The organism is Mesorhizobium sp. M9A.F.Ca.ET.002.03.1.2, assembly GCF_003952365.1.
Classification (GTDB): Bacteria; Pseudomonadota; Alphaproteobacteria; order Rhizobiales; family Rhizobiaceae; genus Mesorhizobium.
Window position 1 is genome coordinate 152,307 of record NZ_CP034443.1, and the last position, 23,580, is coordinate 175,886.

Sequence of the window (23,580 nt, forward strand, 5' to 3'; positions counted from 1 at the left end):
CCAATTGGACGCACAAAGTGGCCCTAACACGTTGAACCTACGTATCGTGCTTTCCGAACCGAAGGTCAGCGCAGCAAAAATCGAATTCGATTTTCGGGCCGATGCGTCTGCTTTTGGTGGTTGCGGACGGCCACCGGCCTACGCCTTCATCGGCCCGTCATGAAACCATGCTGAAGAGCGCGCATGAAGCGCGCGATCCTGATTGATTCGGCCTTGCGGCCTCGCATCAAGGAAACCGACGACCTTTCAAGCAAAGGGCTGCTATGCGCATCCTGATGGTCACCGACGCCTGGCGCCCGCAAGTCAATGGCGTCGTCCACACGCTGGAACGGCTTTCGGAAACCCTGAAATCCTTCGACGTCGAGACGGGTTTCCTGACGCCGAACATCTTTCGCACCTTGCCTCTGCCGACCTACCCGGACATCCGGCTGGCGCTGACGACGCCAGGCCATGTCGCGCGCCTGATCGCGGCGCGCAACGCCGATCATATCCATATCGTCACCGAAGGGCCGCTCGGCATCATGGCGCGGCGCTACTGCCGCAAGGCGGGCCGGCCGTTCACGACAAGCTATCACACGCGTTTTCCCGAATATCTGAGCGCGCGGCTGCCGATACCGGAAGCCTGGGCTTATCGCTGGCTTCGCGATTTCCACAATTCCGGACGAGGCACGCTGGTCGCCACCCAGTCGCTGGCGGACGATCTGTCGGCGCGCGGCTTCACCAAGCTCAGGCCATGGACGCGCGGCGTCAACACCGGCCATTTCCGGCCTGACAAGAGGAAGGATCTGGGGCTCAAGGGACCGATCTTCCTCTGCGTCGGCCGCGTCGCGATCGAAAAGAACCTGACAGCCTTCCTCGACCTCGACCTGCCCGGCAGCAAGGTGATCGTCGGCGAGGGGCCAGAACTGGCCAGGCTCAAGGCCAGATACCCCGATGCCCATTTCCTTGGCCACCGCCCGAACGACGAACTGGCCGAAATCTACGCTTCTGCCGATGTCTTCGTCTTCCCCAGCCGCACCGACACGTTCGGCAATGTCATCATCGAGGCGCTGGCCAGCGGCACGCCGGTCGCGGCCTATCCGGTGACAGGGCCGATCGACATTGTCGGCGACGGCGTTGGCGGAGCGGTGTCCAGCGATTTGCGTGAGGCCGCGCTTGCCGCGCTCCACGTCGACCGCGCCGAGGCGCGCGAGCGCGCCATGCGCTATAGCTGGAGGGCCTGCGCGGAAATGTTTCTCGACACGGTCGAGGAAGCGATCGGCGCGACGCGGAAGTTGGCACCACCTTTCGTCTTCCACGGGCGAAGCGGCGGCGAAGCCGACGCGCAGACCCGAGGATCCATTCCGTGACCTGCGAGCAACCCCTTCGGTGAAGAACTTGTTGGGTTGAGGCGACGAGCCGCACGAAGCTAAAACAAGCGGCCGCCGTCGGGCACCCTGCGTTCGATGGCGCCGAGTACGACGGCGCCCTCCTCGTCGGGAAAGCCAAGCGTCAGCACTTCCGACATGAACGGTCCGATCTGCCGCGACGGGAAATTGACCACCGCGAACACCTGCCGGCCGATCAGCGTCTCGGGCGCATAATATTTGGTGATCTGCGCCGACGATTTCTTCACCCCGATCGCCGGACCGAAATCGATCTTCAGCTTGAATGCCGGCTTTCGCGCCTCGGGAAAAGGTTCGGCCTCGACGATCGTGCCGGCGCGGATATCGACACGGTCGAAATCGGCGAAGCTGATCTCGGGCTTGCGCTGGCTGCTCGAACTCATTGAGGGTCGGGACCTGACTCAGGCGTTTCCATAGGTTTCGAACAGGACGCCGGCCAGCGCGTCCTTGGCCGAGGTTCCCGACCAGACGACGAACTGGAATGCCTGGAAATAGCATTCGCAGGCCTCCAGCGCCGATGACAGCAGCACCTCGACCTGCTGGCTCGACGGTTCTACCCCGCCGGCCAAGAGCAGCGACTGACGAAACATGATCGCGCCTTCCTGCTCCCAGAGGTCGAAATGGCCGAACAGCATCTGCTCGTTGATCAGGGATAGCAGCCGCATCACTTCGAGAGCGCGCCCCTCCGGCACCTTGATGTCGAAAGCGCAGGCCAGATGCAGCGCCTCGAAATCCTCCATCCAGGAAAATGAGACGTGGTAGTCGGTCCAGCTTCCGGCAACCGAAATCGAAATCTCATCGTCGCCGGCCCGTTCGAAGGACCAGTCGTTGTTGTGGGCTACCTGCTCGATAACATCCACCGGATGGATTTCGCGCGAGAATTCGAGTTCGAGAAGTTCCATGGAATGCTTCCTGTCGTTCAGGGGAGCGCCACACGCTCCGCGGGGCACACACGACGAACAATCTTGTCTAGAAACTCGGACGGCCGGGACTTCGTCAACGCAAAGACCCAGACCGGACCCCACCGCCCGGCGCATGACCCTGCTCCGAATCATGCAACAAATTCAGTCTATTGATCGGGAGTCGCGTGACCAGCCCAATTTTTCGCACTGCGTCATTCGCATGTGGAAAGCCGCTGTCACAAAGATTCACGCAATGCCGGTAAGCGATTCACGACAAAGCGCTTTTTGCGATCGTGCTTTGTGGAAAAGTTTAACGATTATTTTTTTGATCTGGGCTTTGCCGCAGCCGCAGGTGCGGCCTGCCCGGCCAATTCAGCGAGCTTCGCCTCGAGTGCCTCGATGCGCGCCGCGAGACGGGTGTTCTCTTCCCTGGCCTTCACAGCCATGTCGCGGGCGGCCTCGAATTCTTCGCGCTGCACCAGGTCCATCGAGTTGAGAACGCGCTCGGCCTGCCCCTTGAAGGCGGTTTCCACCTCGCGTCGCACCCCTTGCGCGGCGCCCGCGGCGTCGGTCATCAGCTTGGCGAATTCATCGAGAATGCGGTTCGGTCCGGTCGACATGGCAAATCCTCGCTTGGTCGATTTGACGTAGTGGCGCACGACGCGGAATGCAAGCATCCACGTCGCCTTGACCCCGCCAAAACCCTGCCGCATGGTCCGCGCCCAAACGCGATCGCAACCGGGAGATCCTGTTGAGCGAGTATCTTATGCTGCCGCTGGCCGCCCTGCCCTTCCCCAAGATCGACCCGGTCATCGTCCAGATCGGGCCGCTGGCGGTGCATTGGTATGGCGTCGGCTACATCGTCGGCATTCTCTTCGCCTGGTGGTATGCCAAGCGGCTCGTCACCAATGCAAGGCTCTGGCCCGACGGCGCCTTGCCGATGAAGCCCGAGGATCTCGACGACTTCATCGTCTGGGCGGCCATCGGCGTGGTGCTTGGCGGGCGCACTGGCTACGTGCTGTTTTACGACCTGCCGCGCTACATCGCCCATCCGCTCGATATCCTTGCCGTCTGGCAGGGCGGCATGTCGTTCCATGGCGGGCTGCTCGGCGTCATTCTCGCCATGACGCTGTTTTCCTGGTCTCGCGGCATCCGCACGTGGTCGCTGTTCGACGTGGTGGCGGCAGGCGTGCCGGTGGGGCTCGGCCTCGTCCGCATGGCGAATTTCATCAACTCCGAACTCTGGGGCAGGCCGGCCGACGTGCCGTGGGCGGTCGAATTCCCCAATGGTGGCCCATTTGCGCGCCATCCGAGCCAGGTCTACGAGGCGCTGCTCGAAGGCCTGGTGCTGTTCCTGATCCTGCGCTTCCTCACCCATTCCAGGCTCAAGCTGAAGACGCCGCGCTTCGTCGGCGGCGCCTTCATCGCCGGTTACGGCCTCTCGCGCATCTTCGTCGAATTCTTCCGCGAGCCCGACCAACAGCTCGGTTACCTCCTCGGCACCGGCTGGCTGACGATGGGCATGGTGCTGTCGCTGCCGATGCTGCTGGCCGGCATCTGGGCGATGGCGACGGCGACCGCATCGACCCAAAAACCGGAATCGATTTTGGGGAAGCACGATGCGTAAAATCATAGTGCTAGAGCGTACTTTCCAAATGGACGCGCGTCGCCCTCGCCCGGTGACAAAATCGCAGCCGGTATGACTCGGCTGAAAACCCGCATCGTCGAGCTGATCGGTGCGGCGGGGCCGATCCCCGTCAACCAATACATGGCGCTTTGCCTGTTCGATCCGCGGGACGGCTACTATAAGACGCGCGAGCCGTTCGGGGCTGCCGGCGACTTCGTCACCGCGCCGGAGATCAGTCAGATGTTCGGCGAGCTGGTCGCTGTCTGGCTCTACGGAGCCTGGCTGGCGAGCGGCCGGCCGATGCCGGTCATCATCGCCGAGATCGGCCCCGGCCGCGGCACGCTGATGAAGGACATGCTGCGCACGTTTTCAAAGCTCGATCCGGCGCTGACCGCCGGCGCCTCCTTCGCCATGATCGAGACCAGCCCGCGGCTGGCCGATGTCCAGAAGCAAACGCTGGCCGCCATGCCGGGCAAGGTCGGCTGGCACGAGACCATCGACACGCTGCCGCAGACCCCGCTTTTCATCGTCGGCAACGAATTGTTCGACGCGGTGCCCATCCGCCAGTTCGTCCGCGCCGGACCAGACTGGCGCGAACGGACGATCGGCCTCGACGGCGCGGACGAATTGCGCTTCTTCGCCGGCGCGGGCTCGGTCGATCCGACGCTGTTGCCGAACGATGCCGAAGGCGCGCCACAGGGCGCGATCGTCGAGGTCGCGCCGGCCCGGGCCGCGCTGATGGCGGCCATCACCGAGCGGTTGGCTGGGCGCGGTGGCGCCGGCCTGTTCCTCGACTATGGCTACCTCCGACCGGGAGTCGGCGACACGTTGCAGGCCCTGCGCAAGCACGATCACGAAGACGTGCTGGCCAATCCGGGCGAAGCCGATCTCACCGCCCATGTCGACTTCGCCGCCCTTGCCGCGATTGTGCGGGCGCATGGCCTCGATGCCCATCTCTCCACGCAAGGCGAATTCCTGGTTGGAATGGGGCTTCTCGAACGCGCCGGCCAGCTCGGCGCCAATGCCAATGAGGCGACCCGCGAAAAGATTGCGGGCGAGGTCGAACGCCTCGCCGGCCCGCAGGCCATGGGTGACCTCTTCAAGGTGCTTGCCGTCCTGCCCGCCGGCGTCACCGTTCAGCCCTTTGCAACGGCGGATTGACTTTTCGCTGCCGCCTCTCCCACTCTCCCGACTTTCGACCGTCGCCGATCTTAGACTGTCGCCGATCGATCTTTGGACTGTAGCTTGACGAAATCGCCCACACGGACAACAACGCCGCCATGCTGAATCAGACCAAACCGGATCCCGTTCGGTCGCTCTTTCTGGAAAAGGCGCGGGCGCAAGGCATTCGCCACGGCTACTTCACCCGCATCGGCGGCGTCTCCGGCGGCATCTATCAGGGCCTCAACATCGGCACCGGCTCGAGTGACGACCAGACTCAGGTAGCCGAGAACCGCCGCCGCGTCGCCGACTGGATGGGCGTGCCTCCAACCCATCTCTTGACCGCCCATCAGATCCATTCGCCCGACGTCGTCATCGCCAGGGAGCCTTTTTCCGGTGAGCGGCCGAAAGCCGACGCCATCGTCACCGACCGGCCGGGCATCGCCATCGGCGCCTCGACCGCCGATTGCGGACCGGTCCTGTTCGCCGATGCCGAGGCGCGCGTCATCGGCGCTGCCCATGCCGGCTGGAAGGGCGCCTTGTCAGGCGTGCTGGAAAACACCATTGCGGCGATGGAAGGCCTTGGCGCCCGGCGCGAGCGCATCGTTGCGGTTCTCGGTCCTTCCATCGGCCCCGAAAACTACGAAGTCGGGCCGGAATTCGTCGCCCGCTTCGTCGAGGCCGGTGCTGACAACATCCGCTATTTCGCGGCTTCCGCGAAGCCGGGACATGCAATGTTCGACCTCAACCTCTATACGGTCGATCGACTGACCCGGGCGGGTGTGACCGCCGACGGGCTCGGCCGCTGCACCTACGCCGAGGAGGATCTGTTCTATTCCTATCGGCGTACCGTGCATCGCAAGGAGCCGGATTACGGACGGCAGATTTCGGCAATCGTTTTGGAGACGGAATAATGGCGCTGCATTTCGAACGGTCGGAATTTGACGCACGGCGCGATCGGCTGATGATCGAGATCGCCGAGAAGAAGCTCGATGCCGTCCTGCTGTTTGCGCAGGAGAGCATGTACTGGCTGACCGGCTACGATACGTTCGGCTTCTGCTTCTTCCAGTGCCTGGTGGTGAAGGCGGACGGTTCGATGATACTGCTCACGCGCTCGGCCGATCTGCGCCAGGCGCGCCACACCTCGATCATCGACAACATCGTGCTGTGGACCGATCGCGACGGCGCCAATCCGGCGATCGACCTGCGCAATCTGCTCAACGACCTCGACCTGCTCGGCGCCCGCATCGGCGTCGAATACGATACCCACGGCCTGACCGCCTACAATGGCCGACGCCTGGACGAGCAATTGCAGACCTTTGGCCAGATCGCCGACGCCTCCGGCATCATCAACCGGCTGCGTCTGTTCAAGAGCCCGGCCGAGATCGCCAAGGCGGAAAAGGCCGCGAATCTCGCCGACGACGCGCTGGACGCGGCCCTGCCACTGATCAAGCAGGGTGGCGACGAAGCCTTGATCCTTGCCGCCATGCAGGGCGCGATCTTTGCCGGCGGCGGCGACTATCCGGCCAACGAGTTCATCATCGGCTCAGGGGTGGACGCACTGCTTTGCCGTTACAAGGCCGGGCGCCGCAAGCTGACCAAGAACGATCAGCTGACGCTCGAATGGGCCGGCGTCTTCCATCACTACCATGCGGCGATGATGCGCACGGTGCTGACCGGCAAGGTGTCGAAACGTCACCAGGAACTGTTCGATGCCGCGCGCGCCGCACTTCTGGCCGTCGAAAAGGCGATGACGCCCGGAAATACCTTCGGCGACGTGTTCGACGAGCATGCCCGCACGCTCGAGGCGCACAATTTGACCAAGCACCGGCTCAATGCCTGCGGCTATTCGCTCGGCGCCCGCTTCACCCCGTCCTGGATGGACATGCCGATGTTCTATCAGGGCAATCCCGAACCCATCGCGCCGAACATGACGCTGTTCGCCCACATGATCATCATGGATTCCGAAACCGAGACCGCGATGACGCTTGGCCGCACCTATCTGACGACCGAGTCGCAGCCGAAGCCGCTGTCCCGCCATGATCTCGACTTGATCGTACGGTGAATCCATAATGGCAAGAATGCAAGGGGCGTTCATCGCCAGGGAGTTTTGAGGCAATGAGGCGATCGCATGTGACGACCGTGTCACTGCTCGCGGCGCTGACGCTGGCCGCCTGCACCAGTGCGAAGGACGTTCTCGAACCCTCGGCCATCGCCCCGCAGTCGACACAGGCCGTGACCACGGCCGGGACCGACGCGACTGCAACGAACACCCCACCCGCAACGACTGCCCAGCCTTCCGCAACGGCACAACCTTCCGCCCCTGCGCAGCCTGCAACAACGCCCGCAACGAGCGCAGCCGTCATCGCACGGACCCGCCTGCAGGTGGCGCCGATCGTCGGCGCCTCGGTGGAAGCCGCGACACCACTGACCGCGGAGCTTCAGACCCGAGCCAAGCAACGCGGCATCACCTTGGCCGGCAGCGCCGGCCAGACCCCCACGCACGTGCTGAAAGGCTATTTTTCGACGATGTCGGAAGGCAAGGACACCACCGTCATCTATGTCTGGGACGTCTATGACCCGGCAGGCAACCGGCTGCATCGCATCAACGGCCAGCAGAAGGCGCCCTCGGCCAATGGTGGCGAAGGCTGGGCCGCGGTCGCGCCGGAGACCATGCAGACGATCGCCGACCAGACGATCGACCAGTTTGCCACATGGCTTGGCGGTCAAGCGGGCTGACAGGCGGGCTGACATGTTGCCGGCTTCCCTCGCCGAAAACGTTTATTGAGATTAGCCGGCGGATTCCCGATCACGACGCTTGCAATACCGGCACGGGCCGCTAAAAGCCCGACTGAGAGGCTCAAGAGAGTCTGTCAGACTCCATCCTTCACCAGGAACGGTGCATGAAGCTCTTCGCGGGCAATTCCAACAGGGTGCTGGCCGAAGCGGTCGCCCGCTATCTCAACATCCCGCTGGGCAAAGCCAGCGTCAGGCGCTTCGCCGATCAGGAGATCTTCGTCGAGATCCAGGAGAATGTGCGCGGCGAGGATGTCTTCATCCTGCAGTCCACCTCGTTCCCGACCAACGATCACCTGATGGAACTGCTCATCATGATCGATGCCTTCATGCGCTCGTCGGCCAAGCGCATCACGGCGGTCATTCCCTATTTCGGCTATGCCAGGCAAGACCGCCGCGCCTCGGGCCGCACACCGATCTCGGCCAAGCTGGTCGCCAACATGATCACGCGGGCGGGCGTCGATCGCGTATTGACGCTGGATCTCCATGCCGGCCAGATCCAGGGTTTTTTCGACATTCCGACCGACAATCTGTTCTCCGTGCCGGTCATGGCCCGCGACGTGAAGGCAAAGTACAAGCAGCTTGCCAATGTCGTCGTCGTATCGCCCGACATTGGCGGCGTGGTCCGGGCTCGCGCGCTCGCCAAGCGCTTCGATGCGCAACTCGCCATCGTCGATAAGCGCCGCGAGCGCCCCGGCGAATCGGAAGTCATGAACATCATCGGCGCGGTCGCCGGCAAGGATTGCCTGTTGATCGACGATATCGTCGATTCGGGCGGCACGCTGTGCAACGCCGCCGATGCCCTGCTTGCCAACGGTGCCACCAGCGTCACCGCCTATATCACCCATGGTGTGTTGTCGGGCGGCGCCGTTGCCCGCATCAGCGGCTCGAAGCTGCAGGAGCTGGTCATCACCGATTCCATCCAGCCGACGCAAGGCGTGCTCGACGCCCCCAACATCCGCGTCATCTCCATCGCCGACCTGATGGGCGAGGCGATTTCGCGCACCGCGACCGAGGAATCGGTGTCGAGCCTGTTCGACTGAAATCTCGCTACCTCTTCGACGCCACGATGTTGTCCCTTGACCCGCGCATATAGCCGCGCGGCGAGGTTCCCAGCATGCGCCTGAACATGGTGGTGAAGGCCGGCACGCTGTCATAGCCGAGGTCGAGCGCCACCCTTGTGATCGGCTCGCCATCCGCCAGCCTCGGCAAGGCCGCGAACAGGCAGGCCTGCTGGCGCCATGTCGACAGCGACAGTCCGGTCTGGCGATGAAAGGCGCGGGTGAAGGAGCGGCGGCTCATGCCGACGATATCGGCCCACTCGTTGATCGTCGCATGCGGCGAGGGTGCCGCGACGAAACGCCGGCAAAGCGCTGCCAGCCTGGGGTCGGACGGGAACGGCAACCCGAGCGGTTGTTCGGGCAGGTTCGGTATCTCGTGCAGCAAAAGGCCGAGCACCAGGCCCGTCCGACCGGTTGACCGCGGTTCGGCCGGCAGCGTCACCGCCTCGATGATCAGGCTGCGCATCAGGTCCGTCATGCCGACCACGCGCAGCCCTGTGGGCAGGCCTTCTATCGCATCGGGCGTGACATAGACCGAGCGCATGCTGACATTGCCCAGCATTTCGACCGAATGTTCGATGCCCGCCGGTATCCACATGGCATGGTCGGGCGGCACCATCCAGCGGCCTTGCTGCGTCGTCACCAGCACGACGCCGCGCAGCGCGTGCAGCAACTGGCTGCGGCTGTGATGATGGTTGGGCACGTTGTAGCCGTCCGGATATTCCGACGGCAGCGCCACGATCGGGCCGCTGGTCCCCTCCAGCCAGGCCAGCCGCTCACGGTGCAACCGGCCGAGATCGCTGGGCGGCGCCTCCAGAAACGATATCAATTCTGCCATGGTCGTGGCCCACTTGCGAAACTATTGGACCAAACCACGAAAGAAGTCGCTTCGCAACGGGACTATAAGCGCTCCCGCGGCATCGCCTGCCAAAAGACACGGAGCCTGCCTTGACCGATACCACAGCGACAGCCCCGGCCACGTCAGCCAGCCACGCTTCGGCGCAGGCGACGGCCTTCACCGTCATTCTGGCGGTGAGCTTCTGCCATTGTGTCAACGACACCATGCAGTCGCTGCTATCGGCCATCTATCCACTGCTGAAGGACAATTACGGTCTCGATTTCTGGCAGATCGGCCTTTTGACCTTCACCTTCCAGGTGACGGCGTCATTGCTGCAGCCGCTGATCGGCATGATCACCGACAAGCGCCCGATGCCCTATTCGCTGCCCTACGGCATGGCCTCCTCGCTGATCGGCCTGATCGTGCTGGCCTATGCCGGACACTATTCGCTGCTGCTGATCGGCGCCTCGCTGATCGGCATCGGCTCGGCGATCTTCCATCCGGAATCCTCGCGCATCGCCCGCTTCGCCTCGGGCGGCAGGTTCGGCCTGGCGCAATCGCTGTTCCAGGTCGGCGGCAATCTCGGCCAGGCCATCGGGCCGTTGCTGGCTGCCTTCATCGTCGTGCCGCTCGGCCAGGCCAGCATCGCGTGGTTCGCCGTCGGCTCGCTGATCGGCATCATCGTGCTGTGGCGGGTGGGCGGCTGGTACAGCCGCCTGCGCGCCTCGCTCGCCAACCGCAAGGCGGCAGGGTTCGTCTCGCCCTTCCCGCGCCGCAGGGTGATGGGCGCGCTGGCGGTGCTGACCTTGCTGGTGCTGAGCAAGAATGCCTACGTCGCCAGCCTCGCCAGCTATTACACCTTCTATGCCATCGATAAATTCGGCGTTTCGGTGCAGATGTCGCAAGTCATGCTGTTCCTGTTCCTCGGCGCCTCGGCGCTGGGCATCCTGCTCGGCGGCCCGTTCGGCGACCGCTACGGGCAGAAGGCGATGATCTGGTTCTCGATCGTCGGCGTGCTGCCCTTCACGCTGGCCCTGCCCTACGCCAATCTCGAATGGACGATGATCCTGACGGTGCTGATCGGCCTGATCCTGTCCTCGGCCTTCTCCAACATCGTCGTCTTCGCGCAGGAACTGGTGCCCGGCCGCGTCGGCATGATCGCCGGCATCTTCTTCGGCTTCGCCTTCGGCATGGGCGGCATCGCCGCAGCCGTGCTCGGCATCGTCGCCGACATGAAAGGCATCGACTTCGTCTTTCAGGTCTGCTCGTATTTGCCGCTGCTTGGCCTGTTGACGGTGTTCCTGCCGAACATGAAGCAGGCGAGAGAGGTGGCGACTGGGACCGCCACAGGTGAGGCCTCAGTTTAGATTTCGGCTTTTGACCTTCGCGTTGCAGTTCGAATCTCGCCAGGCGGGGCATGCAGGATTCGAACTTCTACGTTGACGCCATTGCGCTGGCTTGAATCGCGCTACCGAGCGGAAGCCGCCATACTGTCCGCCCACCTTGCACCGCGCTCCGCCTTCCGCTATAGAGCCGCCACCCGCGTAGACACCCTTGGAGGCAACGCGGCGGAAGGCTGTCCGGCCTGCGTGATCCCAAAAGATTTTGGACCAGATCATGCATAGCCATGGCGGCTTTCGACGTTTACGGCCCAGGCATCTTCGCCGGCCGCGAACGCTCCAGAACAACGCGAAAGGAAATGCCATGAGCCACGGTTCTTACGAGCTCAAGGCCGAAGCGCGCGAACAGGTCGGTAAGGGGTCCGCCCGTGCAGTTCGCCGTAACGGTAAAGTGCCTGCAGTAATCTACGGTGACAAGCAGCCTCCCCTGGCGATTGCCCTCACCTACAAGGACATCTACTACAAGATCCATGGCGGCGGGTTTCTGACCACGGTCGCCACGATCGATGTCGACGGCAAGAAAATCCAGGTCCTGCCCAAGGACTTCCAGCTCGACCCGGTCAAGGACTTCCCTGTCCATGTCGACTTCCTGCGCATCGGCAAGGACACAGAAGTCAATGTCGACGTGCCGGTCCACTTCATCAACGAGGACAAGTCGCCCGGCATCAAGCGCGGCGGCGTGCTCAACATCGTGCGTCACGAGGTCGAGTTCCACTGCCCGGCCAATGCGATCCCGGAATTCATCACCGTCGATCTCGCCGGCACCGACATCGGCGATTCGATCCACATCTCGGCGGTCAAGCTACCAGCCGGCGTCAAGCCGGTGATCTCCGACCGCGACTTCACCGTCGCGACCATTGCCGGCTCCGCGGCGATGAAGCCGGAGACGGAAGAGGCGGTCGAAGAGGCTGAGACCGAAGAGGCGGCTCCTGCCGACGAAGAGAAGTAATCCTTTCCGCCCTAGTGTGGCGAATCCGAAATTCCCATCATTTTGGAGCCGCACCGGGCGAATTTCGGAACCTAAGGCCACACTAGCAACCGTGACGTTCTAGTGTGGTTTTTGGATTTGAAGTTCCTGGCCGCTGATGCCGTCAAAGTGGCAGGAAATTCAAATCCACCACACTAGAGGTGACGATGCTGCTGTTTGCAGGCCTCGGCAATCCGGGCGCGAAATACGCTGACAACAGGCACAATGTCGGCTTCATGGCGGCGGACGCGATTGCCCGCCGCCATTCCTTTTCGCCCTGGTCGAAGAAGTTCCAGGGCCTGATCGCCGAAGGCACGCTTGGCGGCGAAAAGATCATCCTGATCAAGCCGCAGACCTTCATGAACAATTCCGGCCAGTCGATCGGCGAAGCGCTGCGCTTCTACAAGCTTGCTCCCTCGGCGCTCACCGTTTTCTATGACGAGATCGACCTCGCCGACGGTAAGGTCCGCGTGAAGACCGGCGGTGGCGCCGGCGGCCACAACGGCATCCGCTCGATCGACGGCCACGTCGGCAACGCTTACCGTCGCGTACGCATCGGTGTCGGCCACCCCGGCGTCAAGGAGTTCGTTCAGCATCACGTGATCGGCGATTTCGCCAAGGCCGATCGCGAATGGCTGGAGCCGCTGCTCGATGCCATCGGTGCTCATGCCGAAATGATCGTCAGGGGCGACGAATCCGGCTTCATGAACAAGCTCAGCCTCGCCGTTCAGGGCAAGACCGGTGCCGCGCCCGAGTCCGAAAAGCCCACCCCGAAACAACAGGGCCCAAAACAACAGAGCCACGTCCGTCAGGCGCGGCCGCAGCAGCCGGCGATCAAGCTGCCTGAAACCGGCCCGATGGCCGCCATGCTGAAGAAGCTCTTCGGCGGCAAGGATTGAGTCATGAATACGGATGACGTTCAGGAATTGGTCCGCCGCGTCAGGCAGAAATATGTCGATCACTTCGTCTCAGCTGTCGGCGAACTTGCTGCCAGCAGCCAAGGATCGCATGCGACCGAAGTCAAGTTCTCGAACGTCGATTCCTTCTATCGAAATTTCATCGCAGTTGATTTCGTTGCCAATGACGGACAGCCCAATCCGCAATTCATCAATAGCGATACCTATCTGAAATTCTCTCCGGATATTCGCGCCGAGATCGGCGGAATGGACGTTTTCATATCACCGTTCAAGTGGGACGACGTCCATTTCAAGTTCGATACAAAGGACCTTGACGACGATCTCTTCGATGAATGGTTTCGCACTTGGTTCGATATCGATGGCGAGCGTGAAACGATTGAGGTCGTCGGAAACATCATTCACAGCACGCAATTGCTCGATGGGCAGCTGACGGTTGATTTCGGAACCGCCGAGGCCGACGCGTTCTGGCATCTCCTACAGGTATTGAGCAGGTCCGGCGTCCGCTCGTTGGCCATAGGCACCGACGACATTGCGCAGCCCCTGAACTGAATTGCGCCTTGACGATCGTCGGCGCTTTCGCCCATAGCCCTCATCAAATTTCGATTTCCCGATAGGACCGGACAAAAATGGGTTTCAAATGCGGCATCGTTGGCTTGCCCAACGTCGGCAAGTCGACGCTTTTCAACGCGCTGACCAGGACGGCGGCGGCGCAGGCCGCCAACTATCCGTTCTGCACCATCGAGCCGAACACCGGCGAGGTGGCGGTGCCCGACCCGCGCCTGCAGAAGATCGCGGCGATCGGCAAGTCGAAGGAGATCATCCCGACCCGCATCTCCTTCGTCGACATCGCCGGCCTGGTGCGCGGCGCCTCGAAGGGCGAGGGGCTGGGCAACCAGTTCCTGGCCAACATCCGCGAGGTCGACGCCATCGTCCATGTGCTGCGCTGCTTCGAGGATGACGACATCACCCATGTCGAGGGCCGCATCGATCCCGTCGCCGACGCCGAGACCGTCGAGACCGAGCTGATGCTCGCCGACCTCGACAGCCTCGAGCGCCGCATCGTGCAGTTCCGCAAGCGCGCTTCCGGCAAGGACAAGGAGGCGATGACCGTGCTTCCAATGATGGAAGCCGCTCTCGAACTCCTGCAGGCCGGCAAGCCCGCCCGCATCCTGCTCAACGGCATCGCGCCCGAGGATCTGCGCATCCTGCAGGGGCTGAATCTGCTGACGTCGCACCCCGTGCTCTATGTCTGCAATGTCGCCGAGGCCGACGCCGCCACCGGCAACGCGCACACCAAAGCGGTCGAACAGATGGCTGCCGCGCAAGGTGCCCGCACCGTGGTGATTTCCGCGGCCATCGAAGCCGAGGTCGCGCAGCTCAGCGATGCGGAGGAAATGGAATTCCTCGCAACGATGGGCCTCGAGGAACCCGGCCTTAACAAGGTGATCCGCGCCGGCTACGAGCTTTTGCAGCTCATCACTTATTTCACCGTCGGGCCGAAGGAGACACGCGCCTGGACCGTGCACAAGGGCGCCAAGGCGCCGCAGGCGGCGGGCGTCATCCATACCGATTTCGAGCGCGGCTTCATCCGCGCCCAGACCATCGCCTACAACGACTTCATCACCCTGGGCGGCGAAGTGGCGGCCAAGGAAGCCGGCAAGGCGCGCGACGAAGGCAAGGAGTATGTCGTCCAGGACGGCGACATCATGCTGTTCAAGTTCAACACCTGACCCGACCGACGGCGCGTCGGCAGCCGTCATGGCCGTCGGCGCGACCACAGCCTCGTGCACCATGCACGAGCCCTTTCCGCGCGGCTTGACTGCCCGCAATGCCCGGTCTAAGGGGCGTCTGCACCGGCTCGGGCTTTCATCGAAAGCGCCTGTCCCGTGCAATCCGAAACGACGCATCGCTACCGAACATACCGCTCTTTGGCCACAGCAAGGGAGACCCGGCGATGATCAAGGCATTCGTCGTGGACAATGATCGCCTGCGCCTCGCCGACGATCTCTTGGAAAGCAGCGACAAGGTCGTCTGGGCCGACCTTCTGAGCCCGACCAAGGAGGAGGAAGCGGCCATCGAGGCCTGGCTCGGTGTCGCCATTCCGACGCGCGAGGAGATGGAGGAGATCGAGATTTCGAGCCGCCTCTATATCGAGGACGGCGCCTATTTCATGACCGCCATTCTGCCGGCCCAGACCGAGGCCGACGATCCCCTGATGTCGCCGGTCACCTTCGTGCTGGCCGGCAACAGGCTGATCACCGTGCGCTACCATGAGCCGAAGGCCTTCAAGACCTTTCCGCTGCGCGCCGAGAAGGTAGCGACCGGCTGCACCAGCGGCGACACCATCCTGATCGGTCTGCTGGAGGCGATCGTCGACCGCCTCGCCGACATTCTGGAGCGCGCCGGCCGCGACATCGAGACGATCTCGCGCGACATCTTCGAAGCAAGCTCGACCAAGGCTTCCAAGCGCAACCGCGACTTCCAGGAATTGCTGAAGGCCATCGGCCGCAAGGAGGACATCGCCTCCTCGATCCGCGACAGCCTGATCTCGCTGCAGCGGCTCGCCGGCTTCCTCGCCCACGCCTCGACCCAGACCAGGATGAGCAAGGACCTCCGCGCGCGCATCAAGACCTTGTCGCGCGATGTTCTGTCGCTCGCCGACCACGCCACCTTCCTGTCGCAGAAGATCAACTTCCTGCTCGACGCGACGCTCGGCATGATCTCGATCGAGCAGAACGCCATCATCAAGATCTTTTCCGTCGCCGCCGTCATCTTCCTGCCGCCGACGCTGGTCGCTTCGATCTACGGCATGAATTTCGACATCATGCCCGAACTGAAATGGCAGTTCGGCTATCCCTTCGCCGTCGGCTTGATGATCGTGTCCGCGATTCTGCCCTTCTGGTATTTCCGCCGCCGCGGCTGGTTGTAGAGCCTTCGAACCTTCTGTTATCCGTTGGTCGCGGTGGCCTGGCGCACCAGAAATTACTTGACCAAATCCCGTCCCGCCTGCATCCGGGAACCCCGATCCGTCGCGATCGTACAATCTTGAACCGGATTCCAGACCATGACCGGAAAGACCTGGGCCTATGAGGACTTCGTCGAGGGCGCGTCGCTCGACCTCGGCACGAAGCTGGTGAGCGCGGCCGAGATCATCGAATTCGCCGGGGAATTCGATGCGCAGCCGATGCATCTCGACGAGGTTGCGGGCAAGGCCAGCATCCTCGGCGGGCTGGCGGCTTCCGGCTGGCACACCTGTGCGATGTTCATGCGCATGCTGTGCGATGCCTTCTTGCTCGATTCGACCTGCCAAGGCGCCCCTGGGGTCGATCAGGTCCGGTGGAAGAAGCCGGTGCTGGCCGGCGACATCCTGAGCGGCAACACCACCGTCCTTGCCAAGCGCCTGTCCCGATCCAAGCCGCAGCTCGGCCTTGTCACCATGCGCAGCGAGCTTTTCAACCAGCGCGGCGAAAGCGTCTTCGATCTCGAGAACACCGTGATGTTCCTGACCCGTGAGGCCAGCGCGTGAGCCTCGACGAGTTCTTCTGCATCGGCGTCACCGTCACGCTCGGTTCGCATACATTCGAACCCGAGGCGATCAAGGCCTTCGCCAGGAAATACGATCCGCAGGTTTTCCATCTCGACGAGGCGGCGGCGAGGAAGAGCGTATTCGGCGGCCTATGCGCATCGGGCTGGCACACCGCCGCCACCTGGATGAAATTGAACCTCGAGACCCGCATGGAGACCGAGGGCGCCCGCTGGACCGGCCCTGGTCCCTTACCCGAATTCGGCCCCTCGCCCGGCTTCAAGAACCTTAAATGGCCGAAGCCCGTCTATGCCGGAGAGACCGTTACCTTCACCCGCACCGCGCTTGCCCACCGCCCCATAACCTCGCGCCCGGGCTGGCGGCTGCTCACCCTTAGCTCGGAGGCCGTCGATTCGAGCGGCGACAAGGTCATCGAGTTCGAAAGCGCCGTATTGGTGAAGGTGGGGTGAGGCGCTCCTTCTCCTGTGGGAGAAGCGTACGCTCTCTCAATGCCCTTTGAACCCGATCAGCGTCCTGACCGGCACGCCGAGCGCTTCGAGTTTCTCGCGGCCGCCGAGATCCGGCAGGTCGATGACGAAGCAGGCAGCGATGATGTCGGCGCCGATCTGCCGCAACAGCTTGACCGCCGCCTCGGCGGTGCCACCGGTGGCGATCAGGTCGTCGACCAGGATCACCTTTTCACCCGGGGACACGCCGTCCTTGTGCATCTCCATCTCGTCCAGCCCATATTCGAGGCTGTAGGCGACGCGCACCGTCTCGTAAGGCAGCTTGCCCTTCTTGCGGATCGGCACGAAGCCGGCCGAGAGCTGGTGGGCGACGGCGCCGCCGAGGATGAAGCCGCGCGCCTCGATACCGGCGATCTTGTCGACTTTCTGGCCGGCATAGGGGTGCACCAGTTCGTCGATGGCGCGGCGGAAGGCGCGCGCATTGCTCAGCAGCGTGGTGATGTCGCGAAACAGGATGCCCGGCTTGGGATAGTCCGGAATGGTGCGGATTGAGGCAAGCAGCGTGTCTTCGAGCGAAGGTTTCATGAGGCGGCTCTCCGGGGCATTCGTCCGATTCGACCTGAAGACATGAAGGGAACTCCGGCCGACCGTAACCCGGCGCGGCCGGCGACGGCTACCGCGATGTGGCGCCTGACAGAAAATTGTCCGGCAAAGGGCTGGAGCCGGGCGGTCTTGGAGCGACGTGCGTCCATTTGGACGCACAAAGTACGGTCGTGATCTGTAACCAATTGGTATAAAATAAAAAGCCATCCGGCAGATGAGCTCACCAAATGACGAAAATTGACGGCAAAACCCTCCCCTCGCTGCCGCTTCTGCCTACTTAGTTCACTCCTCAGACCGTCGCTTCGAACGCCTTGATCCGCGGAATTACGGCAGCTCTGGCACTTCTGTGGATTCGCTGCCGAAAAGCAAGGTCAGTCGTCGCCGTAGTCGACCGGCAGATGCCGTTCGAGGTCCATCGCATCGTGCAGGATTCGACCTATGCCGATAATGTGGGCGCGAGCCGCCCGGTAGAGCAGGAGATGGCGCGGACGCAAGACGATGCCGTACTCGGTCTTAGCAAGCTCGCGGCTGTAACGGAGGTGGTAGCTGCGGATGTTTTCGCCGAGCTCGGGCCGGGCAAGGCTTCCGAGCCGCTCGGGATCGGCCGCGATGTCGCGCAAAGCCGTCACCAGGAGCCGCTCGTAGCGCAGCCGTGCGACCTCGCCGAAGGTGGCGTCCGTGTAGGCGAGAAGTTCAATGATGTCTTGCTGGGCTGTCGCGGACAGCCGATAGACGGCCATGCGTCAGCGGCCGCTGTTTCTGGTTCGGGCGTTCGCCTGCAGGCCAAGTCCGCTGATGAATTCTTCCAGGCCGTCGTCGCCGACCTCCTGGAACCGGCCTTCCTCGATGTCTCGGAAGCCGACCCGGGCGGCTTGCTTAAGCGCAGCAAGCCTGGCCTCCTCGCGCGCCTCGCGCTGCTCGATCAGGCGCAGGCCCTCGCGCAGCACCTCGCTGGCGTTCTGGTATCGGCCGGAACCGACCAGACGCTCGATGACTTCCTCGTGGTGCTCTGTCAGGACAACGTTGCGCGTCGGCATCGGGATTTCCTTCGCTGTTGCTCCCATCATATAAGCGATGGCATATTATGCCAATAGCCTTGGCCTGACGGTACGCTCTAACATTTTTATCCACGCATCGTGCTTTCCGAGCCGAACGTCAGCGAAGCAAGATCGATTCCGATTTCGGGCCGATGCGCTCGGAAATGCAAAGGGCGCCTTTCGGCGCCCTTTCGATCTCGTGGCTTTCCGGAGCTCAGTGCGCCACGCCGGCCCACACCTTACGCTTGGTCAGATAGACCAGCGCGCCGAACAGCAACAGGAAGACCAGCACGCGAAAGCCGGTCTTCTTGCGGGCTTCCAGATGCGGCTCGGCTGCCCACATCAGGAAGGCCGACACGTCACGGGAATATTGATCGACAGTCTGCGGCGAGCCGTCGTCATAGGTCACCTGGTCGTCGGAAAGCGGGTTGGGCATCTTCAGCGACACGCCGGCTATGAAATACGGATTGTAGTGCGTGCCTTCCGGTATCTCCATGCCCGCCGGCGGCTCCTCGTCATAGCCGGTCAGCAGCGAGTGGATATAGTCGGGACCGCCCTGGGCGTATTGCGTGAAGATGTCGAAGACGAAACGCGGAAAACCGCGCTCGACGCCGCGCGCCTTGGCCAGCAGCGACATGTCGGGCGGGGCAGCCCCGCCATTGGCGGCCGCTGCTGCCTGCTCGTTGGGGAACGGCGCCGGGAAATGGTCGGACGGTATGCCGGGACGATCGAACATGTCGCCGGCATCGTTGGGACCGTCATTGATCGTGTACTCGGCCGCCAGCGCCTTGATCTGCCCTTCCGAATAGCCAAGATCTTCCAGCGTGCGGAACGCCACCAAATTCATCGAGTGGCAGGCCGCGCAGACTTCCTTGTAGACCTTCAGCCCGCGCTGCAACTGCGCCTTGTCGTAGGTTCCGAACGGCCCGGCGAAGCTCCAGTCCATCTCCTTCGGCTCGTGTATCGGGAAATGCGTCGGCGCGGCTGCGTTGTGCGCCTCCTCCTGGGCGATGGCCCCGGTGGTCGCGGCCCCAGCGCCTGCCAACACAAGGCCGAGCAGCGCCAGTGAGGTGAGAACCTTCTTCATGCCAAATCCCCTTGAGATTCTCTGCCGCGCTGTCGTCGTCTCGAGCATGATCTTGTCCGAAAACCGGTCTCCACTTTTCGGGATCATGCTCAGCCCTTGGTTTCCGGTGCGGCTGTCGCGCCGGCCGGATGTCCGCCACCGCCACCTTTGTTCTTCTCGAGCACCGCCTCGGTGATCGAATTCGGCAACCGCCGCGGGGTCTCGATCAGGCCGAGCACAGGCAGCACGACCAGGAAGAAGGCGAAGTAGAACAATGTCGCCATCTGCGCCATGAAGACATAGCTGCCTTCGGCCGGCTGCGAGCCCAGCCAGCCGAGCAGAACGGCATCGATCACGAACAGCCAGTAGAACAGCTTGTACCAGGGCCGATAGACCGCCGAGCGCACCTTCGAGGTGTCGAGCCACGGCACCAGGAACAGCATGGCGATGGCGCCGAACATGCAAAGCACGCCACCGAGCTTGGAGTTGATCGGCCCGATATTGAAAGTGATGGCGCGCAGGATCGCGTAGAACGGCAGGAAGTACCATTCCGGCACGATATGGGCCGGCGTCTTCAGCGGGTCGGCGACTGTGTAATTGTCCGGATGGCCGAGATAGTTCGGCAGGTAGAAGACGAAATAGGCGAAGATGAACAGGAACACGATCATGCCGAACGCGTCCTTGATGGTCGCGTAAGGGGTGAAGGCGACGGTGTCGGTCTTCGACTTGACCTCGATGCCGGTCGGGTTCGACTGGCCGACCACATGCAGCGCCCAGACATGCAGCACGACGACGCCGGCGATCATGAACGGCAGAAGATAGTGCAGTGAAAAGAAGCGGTTCAGCGTCGGGTTGTCGACAGCGAAGCCGCCGAGCAAAAGCTGCTGGATCCAGTCGCCGACCAGCGGGATGGCGCTGAAGAAGCCGGTGATGACGGTCGCGCCCCAGAAGCTCATCTGCCCCCAGGGCAGCACATAGCCCATGAAGCCTGTTGCCATCATCAAGAGGTAGATGATGCAGCCGAGGATCCACAGAAGCTCGCGCGGCGCCTTGTAGGAGCCGTAGTAGAGACCACGGAAGATGTGGATGTAGACGGCGACGAAGAAGAAAGATGCGCCGTTCGAATGGAGGTAGCGTAGCAGCCAGCCCGAATTCACGTCGCGCATGATCTTCTCGACCGAATCGAAGGCGAGAGTGCTGTCCGCCGCGTAGTGCATGGCCAGCACGATGCCGGTCAGGATCTGCGCCACAAGCATGATCGACAGGATGCCGCCGAAGGTCCACGCATAGTTGAGGTTGCGCGGCACCGGATAGGCGACGAAGCTGTCGTAGACCAGCCGCGGCAGCGGCATGCGGGCGTCGAACCAGCGTCCGATACCGGTCTTGGGCGTATAGGTCGAGTGTCCCTCGCTCATCGAAATGTCCCCTCGCCTCAGCCGATACGGATCTTGGTGTCGGAAATGAACTGGAACACCGGCACCGTCATGTTCTCCGGCGCCGGCCCCCCGCGGACGCGGCCGGCGGTGTCGTAAACCGAGCCGTGGCACGGGCAGAACCAGCCGCCGAACTCGCCTTCCTGGCCAAGCGGAATGCAGCCGAGATGGGTGCAGACCTGGACCATCACCATCCAGGCCTCCTTGCCCGGAGTGGTGCGGTTGGCGTCGGTCGCCGGCGCATCGGCCGGCAGATTGGCGTTGCGGGCGAGCGGATCCTTGAGCTGGGCCAGATTGACCGCTTCGCCGTCCTTCATCTCTTGTTCGGTGCGGTTGCGCACGACCACTGGCTTGCCGCGCCATTTCACGACGAGCGACATTCCCGGTGTCAGCGAGGAGACGTCGACCTCGACCGAGGCCAGCGCCAGCGTCGAGGCGTCCGGGCGCATCTGGTCTATGAACGGCCAGGCAACGGCGCCCGCGCCGACCACCGCGGCCATGCCGGTGGCGACGTAGAGAAAATCACGACGGTTGGGATCCTGGATGTCGGTTGCGCTCACGGGTGCCTGATCCTTTCGCCTCTTCCGTGCCGGTGGCCGAGCCTTGTTCCCCGCTCATTCACGCCAACCCGACAGCGCATGGCGAACAGGCTAGCGAATTCCTCCGGCATTTGGACTTCGGTTTATGCGTGAAGCCTGTTTTTGTCCAGACGGGTGAAGGCACAAGGGCAGATTGTCGCGGGGACGCAATCTGGCGCCGGGCCGCATGGTGAAAACGACCGGAAATCAACCGCAAAGCAGCGCCTGCGTTGCCTCGACAGGAGACCCGGCCTCGGTCTATCCTCGACCCATGGCGCATGTCATCAACCGCGACAAATGGGCCGGGGTCCCCGACCGCTGGCCAGACCATTGGCAGGGCGAACTGCAATGCGGCGCCTACGGCTCCAAAAGCTGCCTGATCTTCAACTATCTGCCGGAGATCGGCGGCGGCCCGCGCCTGCACACGCATCCCTATTGCGAGATTTTCATCATCCGCACCGGCAACGGGCTGTTCACCGTCGGCGACCGGCAGATCGAGGCGTCGGCTGGCCAGATCCTGATCGTGCCGCCGAACACGCCGCACAAATTCACCAATCTCGGCCCAGGCCCGCTGGAGACCACCGACATCCACGAGAACAGCAGCTTCATCACCGAATGGCTGGAATAGACCATGAGCGCGAACCGAAGGTACACGTCAGCGAAAATGGAAACCGGTTTTCGCTGGAGATCATGGTCAAACTAGGTGAAGTCTGGACGCTTGGTTAGACAACCGCTTTGGCGAAGGTTTTCGATGCGGGCCGCGGCGCGAGGGTGTGTGCGGGCCGACCTCGGCCCGCGTTGGAAAACCTTCACCTGAGCGGACATTCCCATCGCTCTTCCAACCTTCAAAAGAACCGGCACCAATGACCTAGTTCAGACGTTTGTGAGTCGATCTGGCCGCTCGAAACAGTCATTCCCCATCAATCCCCATCAATGCGACTGATGCAAGCGGTCTCGACTTTCTTGAGCAGGTTGCCAAAGGCCATCCCCTGACACGGCCGCCACAGCGATGAAGCTGCATACGCTACGCAGAAACCAGCTTCTTTTCCGCCGCGAAGGGGCTCAGGCCGAGCCAGGTCTGCATGTGACCGGCGACCTCACGATCGCCGGTGAGCAGGAGCTTTCCCTCGCTCATCGCCTTGCGGACAGTCGTCAGCCCCATCCAGATCGCGGTCATGGTGCGCAGGTCGGCGGTGACGTAAAGGTCGACATCGAAGCCGGGGTCGACCCAGCAGAGATCCACCTCAGCACCGGGCTCGATGAGAAGCCACCACTGCCGGCGGGCGGCCGGCAGTTCGGGGTACAGGAAACGAACCACACAGCGCCGCGGCGGCAACGGTGAGGGATCGAGATTGCGGTGCATATCCCACATCAACAGCGACGGATCGAGATGTTGCAACGAGACATCGGCCTTGAACCAGCGCTGGCCCCATATGCCGATCGCCTCGACCACCGGCTTTAAGTCCCGTCCGGCAGGCGTTAGTTGATACTCCAGAATTCCCGGCTCGGTCCGCGAAGCAACACGATGGACGATGCCGGCCTCCTCGAGATCACGCAGCCGCTTGACTAGAAGCGCCGGCGACATGAGCGGCACGCCGCGGCGCAGATCGTTGAAGCGGGTCGAGCCGGCCACCAACTCGCGCAGGAGCACCACCGTCCAGCGCGTGCACAGCACTTCGGCAGCCATGGCCACCGGACAAAACTGTCCATAGCTGGCTTGTGTCATGGTGAACCTCCTCCCTAGGTTCACCTGACGCTACGGCAGATCGCAGCTCCTGGCTAGTTCAGATTCTATACCGGGTCACTTCAATTCCTGAAC

General features: G+C 62.7%; 27 protein-coding genes. 16 read left to right on the plus strand and 11 right to left on the minus strand.

Translation table 11 applies throughout. The features are described 5' to 3' along the window. The first annotated feature begins 263 nt into the window (after positions 1-263). The gene (locus tag EJ066_RS00800) at positions 264-1,349 is read left to right on the plus strand and encodes a glycosyltransferase family 1 protein (protein ID WP_245455054.1); all 1,086 of its coding nucleotides are present in this window, start codon (positions 264-266) and stop codon (positions 1,347-1,349) included. 59 nt (positions 1,350-1,408) lie between these two features. Here EJ066_RS00800 and EJ066_RS00805 read toward each other — a convergent pair whose 3' ends face one another. The 3 genes from EJ066_RS00805 to EJ066_RS00815 all read right to left on the minus strand — a co-directional run bounded on the left by EJ066_RS00805 (position 1,409) and on the right by EJ066_RS00815 (position 2,907). After that, entirely contained in the window at positions 1,409-1,768 is a 360-nt protein-coding gene (locus EJ066_RS00805; protein WP_126034370.1) for a tRNA-binding protein, read from the minus strand. Positions 1,769-1,786: 18 nt separating this feature from the next. Continuing rightward, positions 1,787-2,287, minus strand: a complete 501-nt coding sequence (locus EJ066_RS00810; protein WP_126034371.1) for a YbjN domain-containing protein — start codon at positions 2,285-2,287, stop codon at positions 1,787-1,789. Positions 2,288-2,604: 317 nt separating this feature from the next. After that, complete coding sequence (locus tag EJ066_RS00815) at positions 2,605-2,907, minus strand: accessory factor UbiK family protein (RefSeq protein ID WP_126043701.1); 303 nt, start codon at positions 2,905-2,907, stop codon at positions 2,605-2,607. A gap of 131 nt (positions 2,908-3,038) precedes the next feature. On the opposite strand from EJ066_RS00815, the gene lgt reads away from it, so the two are divergent. The 6 genes from lgt to EJ066_RS00845 all read left to right on the plus strand — a co-directional run bounded on the left by lgt (position 3,039) and on the right by EJ066_RS00845 (position 8,914). Continuing rightward, positions 3,039-3,914, plus strand: a complete 876-nt coding sequence (lgt, locus tag EJ066_RS00820) for a prolipoprotein diacylglyceryl transferase (protein ID WP_126034372.1) — start codon at positions 3,039-3,041, stop codon at positions 3,912-3,914. A 72-nt stretch (positions 3,915-3,986) separates the two neighbouring features. Beyond that, on the plus strand, positions 3,987-5,075 hold the full coding sequence (locus tag EJ066_RS00825) for a class I SAM-dependent methyltransferase (RefSeq protein WP_126034373.1): 1,089 nt from the start codon (positions 3,987-3,989) through the stop codon (positions 5,073-5,075). 119 nt (positions 5,076-5,194) lie between these two features. Then, on the plus strand, positions 5,195-5,989 hold the full coding sequence (gene pgeF, locus EJ066_RS00830; RefSeq protein WP_126034374.1) for a peptidoglycan editing factor PgeF: 795 nt from the start codon (positions 5,195-5,197) through the stop codon (positions 5,987-5,989). After that, positions 5,989-7,140 carry a Xaa-Pro peptidase family protein gene (locus EJ066_RS00835; protein ID WP_126034375.1) on the plus strand — a complete coding sequence of 384 codons (1,152 nt, stop codon included), beginning with the start codon at positions 5,989-5,991 and terminating at the stop codon, positions 7,138-7,140. Before pgeF ends, EJ066_RS00835 begins: the two co-directional genes overlap by 1 nt. 53 nt (positions 7,141-7,193) lie before the next feature. Next, positions 7,194-7,814 carry a hypothetical protein gene (locus EJ066_RS00840; RefSeq protein ID WP_126034376.1) on the plus strand — a complete coding sequence of 207 codons (621 nt, stop codon included), beginning with the start codon at positions 7,194-7,196 and terminating at the stop codon, positions 7,812-7,814. Positions 7,815-7,978: 164 nt separating this feature from the next. Continuing rightward, positions 7,979-8,914: a ribose-phosphate pyrophosphokinase gene (locus tag EJ066_RS00845; protein WP_006202540.1), complete on the plus strand. Its 936-nt coding sequence runs from the start codon at positions 7,979-7,981 to the stop codon at positions 8,912-8,914. 7 nt (positions 8,915-8,921) lie between these two features. On the opposite strand, the gene EJ066_RS00850 is transcribed toward EJ066_RS00845, so the two are convergent. After that, complete coding sequence (locus EJ066_RS00850) at positions 8,922-9,770, minus strand: helix-turn-helix transcriptional regulator (RefSeq protein WP_126034377.1); 849 nt, start codon at positions 9,768-9,770, stop codon at positions 8,922-8,924. A gap of 110 nt (positions 9,771-9,880) precedes the next feature. On the opposite strand from EJ066_RS00850, the gene EJ066_RS00855 reads away from it, so the two are divergent. The 8 genes from EJ066_RS00855 to EJ066_RS00890 all read left to right on the plus strand — a co-directional run bounded on the left by EJ066_RS00855 (position 9,881) and on the right by EJ066_RS00890 (position 17,047). Further along, positions 9,881-11,137: an MFS transporter gene (locus tag EJ066_RS00855; protein ID WP_189644410.1), complete on the plus strand. Its 1,257-nt coding sequence runs from the start codon at positions 9,881-9,883 to the stop codon at positions 11,135-11,137. Between the two features lie 337 nt (positions 11,138-11,474). Further along, a complete protein-coding gene (locus EJ066_RS00860; protein WP_126034379.1) occupies positions 11,475-12,119 on the plus strand; it encodes a 50S ribosomal protein L25/general stress protein Ctc in 645 nt (214 codons plus the stop codon). A gap of 185 nt (positions 12,120-12,304) precedes the next feature. Further along, a complete protein-coding gene (pth, locus tag EJ066_RS00865) occupies positions 12,305-13,036 on the plus strand; it encodes an aminoacyl-tRNA hydrolase (RefSeq protein ID WP_126034380.1) in 732 nt (243 codons plus the stop codon). Positions 13,037-13,063: 27 nt separating this feature from the next. Further along, positions 13,064-13,603, plus strand: coding sequence for a hypothetical protein (locus EJ066_RS00870; protein WP_126034381.1), 540 nt, complete (start codon positions 13,064-13,066; stop codon positions 13,601-13,603). Positions 13,604-13,680: 77 nt separating this feature from the next. After that, entirely contained in the window at positions 13,681-14,784 is a 1,104-nt protein-coding gene (gene ychF, locus EJ066_RS00875) for a redox-regulated ATPase YchF (RefSeq protein ID WP_126034382.1), read from the plus strand. A 224-nt stretch (positions 14,785-15,008) separates the two neighbouring features. Next, positions 15,009-15,983 (plus strand): magnesium/cobalt transporter CorA, encoded by a 975-nt coding sequence (gene corA / locus EJ066_RS00880; protein ID WP_126034383.1) that lies wholly within the window; start codon positions 15,009-15,011, stop codon positions 15,981-15,983. Between the two features lie 135 nt (positions 15,984-16,118). After that, positions 16,119-16,580, plus strand: coding sequence for a MaoC family dehydratase (locus tag EJ066_RS00885; protein ID WP_126034384.1), 462 nt, complete (start codon positions 16,119-16,121; stop codon positions 16,578-16,580). After that, positions 16,577-17,047, plus strand: coding sequence for a MaoC family dehydratase (locus EJ066_RS00890; RefSeq protein WP_126034385.1), 471 nt, complete (start codon positions 16,577-16,579; stop codon positions 17,045-17,047). The genes EJ066_RS00885 and EJ066_RS00890 overlap by 4 nt, the downstream gene beginning before the upstream one ends. A 36-nt stretch (positions 17,048-17,083) precedes the next feature. Here EJ066_RS00890 and EJ066_RS00895 read toward each other — a convergent pair whose 3' ends face one another. The 6 genes from EJ066_RS00895 to petA form a co-directional block, all read right to left on the minus strand. Continuing rightward, positions 17,084-17,629, minus strand: a complete 546-nt coding sequence (locus EJ066_RS00895) for an adenine phosphoribosyltransferase (protein WP_126034386.1) — start codon at positions 17,627-17,629, stop codon at positions 17,084-17,086. Positions 17,630-18,018: 389 nt separating this feature from the next. Continuing rightward, positions 18,019-18,387: a type II toxin-antitoxin system RelE/ParE family toxin gene (locus EJ066_RS00900; protein ID WP_126034387.1), complete on the minus strand. Its 369-nt coding sequence runs from the start codon at positions 18,385-18,387 to the stop codon at positions 18,019-18,021. Positions 18,388-18,390: 3 nt separating this feature from the next. Beyond that, complete coding sequence (locus EJ066_RS00905) at positions 18,391-18,684, minus strand: type II toxin-antitoxin system ParD family antitoxin (protein ID WP_126034388.1); 294 nt, start codon at positions 18,682-18,684, stop codon at positions 18,391-18,393. Positions 18,685-18,898: 214 nt separating this feature from the next. Beyond that, on the minus strand, positions 18,899-19,771 hold the full coding sequence (locus EJ066_RS00910; RefSeq protein WP_126034389.1) for a cytochrome c1: 873 nt from the start codon (positions 19,769-19,771) through the stop codon (positions 18,899-18,901). An 89-nt stretch (positions 19,772-19,860) separates the two neighbouring features. Beyond that, a complete protein-coding gene (locus EJ066_RS00915; RefSeq protein ID WP_126034390.1) occupies positions 19,861-21,165 on the minus strand; it encodes a cytochrome b N-terminal domain-containing protein in 1,305 nt (434 codons plus the stop codon). A gap of 17 nt (positions 21,166-21,182) precedes the next feature. Then, positions 21,183-21,743: a ubiquinol-cytochrome c reductase iron-sulfur subunit gene (gene petA / locus EJ066_RS00920; protein ID WP_126034391.1), complete on the minus strand. Its 561-nt coding sequence runs from the start codon at positions 21,741-21,743 to the stop codon at positions 21,183-21,185. Positions 21,744-22,032: 289 nt separating this feature from the next. On the opposite strand from petA, the gene EJ066_RS00925 reads away from it, so the two are divergent. Next, positions 22,033-22,389 (plus strand): cupin domain-containing protein, encoded by a 357-nt coding sequence (locus tag EJ066_RS00925; protein WP_126043702.1) that lies wholly within the window; start codon positions 22,033-22,035, stop codon positions 22,387-22,389. Positions 22,390-22,785: 396 nt separating this feature from the next. On the opposite strand, the gene EJ066_RS00930 is transcribed toward EJ066_RS00925, so the two are convergent. After that, the gene (locus EJ066_RS00930; RefSeq protein WP_126034392.1) at positions 22,786-23,487 is read right to left on the minus strand and encodes a helix-turn-helix domain-containing protein; all 702 of its coding nucleotides are present in this window, start codon (positions 23,485-23,487) and stop codon (positions 22,786-22,788) included. Positions 23,488-23,580: the final 93 nt, after the last annotated feature.

Excerpts from the sequence above, each read along its gene's own strand:
- EJ066_RS00885 (WP_126034384.1), top strand. The coding sequence starts at position 16,119 with ATGACCGGAAAGACCTGGGCCTATGAGGACTTCGTCGAGGGCGCGTCG.
- EJ066_RS00905 (WP_126034388.1), bottom strand. The coding sequence starts at position 18,684 with ATGCCGACGCGCAACGTTGTCCTGACAGAGCACCACGAGGAAGTCATC.
- ychF (WP_126034382.1), top strand. The coding sequence starts at position 13,681 with ATGGGTTTCAAATGCGGCATCGTTGGCTTGCCCAACGTCGGCAAGTCG.
- EJ066_RS00915 (WP_126034390.1), bottom strand. The coding sequence starts at position 21,165 with ATGAGCGAGGGACACTCGACCTATACGCCCAAGACCGGTATCGGACGC.
- corA (WP_126034383.1), top strand. The coding sequence starts at position 15,009 with ATGATCAAGGCATTCGTCGTGGACAATGATCGCCTGCGCCTCGCCGAC.
- EJ066_RS00895 (WP_126034386.1), bottom strand. The coding sequence starts at position 17,629 with ATGAAACCTTCGCTCGAAGACACGCTGCTTGCCTCAATCCGCACCATT.
- EJ066_RS00810 (WP_126034371.1), bottom strand. The coding sequence starts at position 2,287 with ATGGAACTTCTCGAACTCGAATTCTCGCGCGAAATCCATCCGGTGGAT.
- pth (WP_126034380.1), top strand. The coding sequence starts at position 12,305 with ATGCTGCTGTTTGCAGGCCTCGGCAATCCGGGCGCGAAATACGCTGAC.
- EJ066_RS00910 (WP_126034389.1), bottom strand. The coding sequence starts at position 19,771 with ATGAAGAAGGTTCTCACCTCACTGGCGCTGCTCGGCCTTGTGTTGGCA.
- EJ066_RS00845 (WP_006202540.1), top strand. The coding sequence starts at position 7,979 with ATGAAGCTCTTCGCGGGCAATTCCAACAGGGTGCTGGCCGAAGCGGTC.
- EJ066_RS00900 (WP_126034387.1), bottom strand. The coding sequence starts at position 18,387 with ATGGCCGTCTATCGGCTGTCCGCGACAGCCCAGCAAGACATCATTGAA.
- EJ066_RS00860 (WP_126034379.1), top strand. The coding sequence starts at position 11,475 with ATGAGCCACGGTTCTTACGAGCTCAAGGCCGAAGCGCGCGAACAGGTC.
- EJ066_RS00930 (WP_126034392.1), bottom strand. The coding sequence starts at position 23,487 with ATGACACAAGCCAGCTATGGACAGTTTTGTCCGGTGGCCATGGCTGCC.
- EJ066_RS00925 (WP_126043702.1), top strand. The coding sequence starts at position 22,033 with ATGGCGCATGTCATCAACCGCGACAAATGGGCCGGGGTCCCCGACCGC.
- EJ066_RS00805 (WP_126034370.1), bottom strand. The coding sequence starts at position 1,768 with ATGAGTTCGAGCAGCCAGCGCAAGCCCGAGATCAGCTTCGCCGATTTC.
- EJ066_RS00815 (WP_126043701.1), bottom strand. The coding sequence starts at position 2,907 with ATGTCGACCGGACCGAACCGCATTCTCGATGAATTCGCCAAGCTGATG.
- EJ066_RS00800 (WP_245455054.1), top strand. The coding sequence starts at position 264 with ATGCGCATCCTGATGGTCACCGACGCCTGGCGCCCGCAAGTCAATGGC.
- pgeF (WP_126034374.1), top strand. The coding sequence starts at position 5,195 with ATGCTGAATCAGACCAAACCGGATCCCGTTCGGTCGCTCTTTCTGGAA.
- EJ066_RS00840 (WP_126034376.1), top strand. The coding sequence starts at position 7,194 with ATGAGGCGATCGCATGTGACGACCGTGTCACTGCTCGCGGCGCTGACG.
- EJ066_RS00835 (WP_126034375.1), top strand. The coding sequence starts at position 5,989 with ATGGCGCTGCATTTCGAACGGTCGGAATTTGACGCACGGCGCGATCGG.
- EJ066_RS00825 (WP_126034373.1), top strand. The coding sequence starts at position 3,987 with ATGACTCGGCTGAAAACCCGCATCGTCGAGCTGATCGGTGCGGCGGGG.
- EJ066_RS00850 (WP_126034377.1), bottom strand. The coding sequence starts at position 9,770 with ATGGCAGAATTGATATCGTTTCTGGAGGCGCCGCCCAGCGATCTCGGC.